The sequence below is a fragment of the Salinispora goodfellowii genome (genome assembly GCF_059570675.1).
Genome location: NZ_JCANTD010000079.1, coordinates 1 through 2,702, shown reverse-complemented (window position 1 = coordinate 2,702; position 2,702 = coordinate 1). Strand labels below are relative to the sequence as shown.

Genomic DNA, 2,702 nt, shown 5'->3' with positions numbered 1-2,702 from the left:
GCGCGACTACCGCCGCGCCGCCCACACATTGACCGACACCGCATCCGGCAACGCCCACCTCCACAACATCATCCTCGCCGGGTGACACCAGCACCATTGCCACACAACGCCTCCACCGAGTTACGAGACATCCCTTCGGGAGCCCGATAGTCGGCCGGCATCACCGGCGACGCTGAAGCACCCCCTTTTCGGACCGAAGGTGCGGAGCGATGAGGAATTTCGGAAAGGCGAAAAGCATCACACTCCAGTACAATAAGCCCCCCAGGAGTGCAAGCGCCAAAAATATAACTATTGCTAATTGCGCCCGAAATGAGATGCCGTCCGATGGCGACAGATAAAGGAAGAGCGCCGAGATTGCTAAACAGCAACCCCCAAAGAGAATCGTTGGAATTGCCCTGACATGCCCTCTCCGAAAGTGCTCTGATCGATACCAGAATGCAGCATGATGGTCATGATCGCGATTTTTCCCATGCCAATGACGATAGAAGACCACCGGCAGCGCCACCAGTAGAATGATAAACCCAACCGTCATAAAACCCCCACTCTGCACCACAACCCCTTTCTCTACAGACTAAGCGCTAATCGTAGTCAAACCAGCTCCGCGTCGAATCATAGGGCCTCCATCCAAAGATGCCACCTTCCGAATCGGCCCACTGGTTTAAGTTAGCACCCAAGGTTCCGCCGAGCGCACCGCCCGCCAAAGCACCCCCAGGGACACAAATCACGGCAGCGATACCACAACTTGCGCCTGCCACCCCACCTAGCCTCGGGCCTTCATTAGGGGCTGTCCAAAGAGTGGACCGAGAACGAAGAAGTGCCTTCTGATCAGGGAAAATGGGGCTTGTCGAAGGTCCCATAGTCCCGCCACGGAAGGCACTTGCAGGGTGCAGGCTACCGCAACACGTCCGAAGATCATCGTGACCGGGAACGGGCGGGGCGTGGTCGGTCATGCCGGTGCCCGGCTGCTCGCTGATCTCGCCGATGCCACCGGGTTGACCAGCGCGTTCAGTGAGGCCTTGGCGAGTCTGCGGCAGCGCCGCAGAGGCCATGATCCGGGCCGTGTCGCTGTCGATCTGGCGGTGATGCTCGCCGACGGCGGTGAGGCCATCGCCGATTTGGCCGTGCTGCGTGACCAGGCGGCCCTGTTCGGGACGGTCGCCTCCGACCCCACGGCCTGGCGACTGTTGTCGCGACTCGACGAGACGCTGCTGACCGAGCTGCGTGCCGCGCGGGCCCGAGCTCGGGAGGTCGCCTGGGCCCAGCACGCCGACACCCGCGGTGACCTGCCGCAACCGGCGGTCGCCGGCCAGTTGGTCGACGGCCTGGTCCTGGACATCGACGCGACCATCGTGATCTGTCACTCCGAGAAGGAAGCGGCGACCCGCACCTGGAAGAAGACCTTCGGCTACCACCCGTTGCTGTGCTTCCTGGACAACATCGGCGAAGCTCTTGCCGGGCTGTTGCGGGAGGGCCGGGCCGGTTCCAACACCACCGCCGACCACATCACCGTCCTCGACCACGCCCTCGCCCAGATCCCCGACGTGGGCCGGCACGGCACCCCGATCCTGCTCCGCGCCGATGCTGCCGGTTCCAGTCACGGATTCCTCGCCCATATTCGCAGCCTGCGGGATCAGCACCTCGACATCCGGTTCTCGGTCGGCGCCGCGATCACCGAACCCGTGCGTGAAGCGATCCGGGCCGCGACTGGCTGGGTCCCCGCCGTCGACACTGACGGTGACCTGCGCGAACATGCCGAAGTCTGCGAGATCACTGGCCTGTTCGACGCCAGCGGCTGGCCCGAGGGCACCCGCTTCCTGGTCCGCCGGGAACGCCCGCACCCCGGCGCTCAACTGTCGCTGTTCGACACCGTCGAGGGCTGGCGGCATCAGGTCGTCGCCACCGACACCCCACCCGGCGCCGGCAGCATCCAGTTCCTGGAAGCCCGCCACCGGGCTCACGCCCGGGTCGAAGACCGCATCCGCACCGGAAAAGACACCGGCTTCGGCCGGTTCCCGTCCCGACTATTCGCGATCAACCAGGCCTGGCTCCAACTCGCGTTGACCGGCATCGACCTGCTCGCCTGGACCCAGAATCTGCTGCTGGACGGTGACCTCGCCACCGCTGAGCCCAAGAAACTGCGCTACCGGCTGCTGCACGTCGCGGCCCGGATCACCCGCACCGCCCGCCGAACCCGTCTCGCTATCGCCAACGGCTGGCCCTGGACCGACGCGTTGACCAGCGCATTCACCGCTCTCGCCGCGTTACCCCGGCCCACCGGCTGATCCCGCAGCCCCACGCCACTACCAGTCGACACGGAGGAACCCGGCCCCACGCCGGGTCCTCAGCATGCCGTCAAAACGTCAGCAACCACGCGGATCTTACTCATCGAGAGTCGGCTATGCAGCCACCCTCAAATGAAAGACCGAGGCTAGTGTCTCGTGATTCTGTTGTGTTTACGTGATGGTTGTGGTCTGCTGTCTTGGTGGAGTTGACGGCGGGCGAGTTGGTCGAGCTTCGGGCGTTGATCAACAGTGGTGAGGTGGCGGCTGCGGTCGGGACGGAGCCTTTCCGAGTAACGGTGTAAGTGCTCTAGGTAGTCGTCTTGGCGAGCGGTGCGGACACGCCCAAACCCGTTGTGGTGCAACGAAAAGACGCAGAACCCCGGTATGAAGTGGTCTTCTCACAGATCAACTTCAGTAGGG

2 protein-coding genes are annotated in these 2,702 nt (G+C 63.6%); one reads left to right on the top strand and one right to left on the bottom strand.

Annotated elements, in window-relative coordinates; genetic code table 11:
* Positions 1-160: 160 nt before the first annotated feature.
* Positions 161-505, bottom strand: a complete 345-nt coding sequence (locus tag T398_RS26650) for a hypothetical protein (protein WP_496450560.1) — start codon at positions 503-505, stop codon at positions 161-163.
* Positions 506-884: 379 nt separating this feature from the next.
* Between T398_RS26650 and T398_RS26645 the strand changes: the two genes are divergently transcribed.
* Positions 885-2,282: an IS1380 family transposase gene (locus T398_RS26645; protein ID WP_496450559.1), complete on the top strand. Its 1,398-nt coding sequence runs from the start codon at positions 885-887 to the stop codon at positions 2,280-2,282.
* Positions 2,283-2,702: the final 420 nt, after the last annotated feature.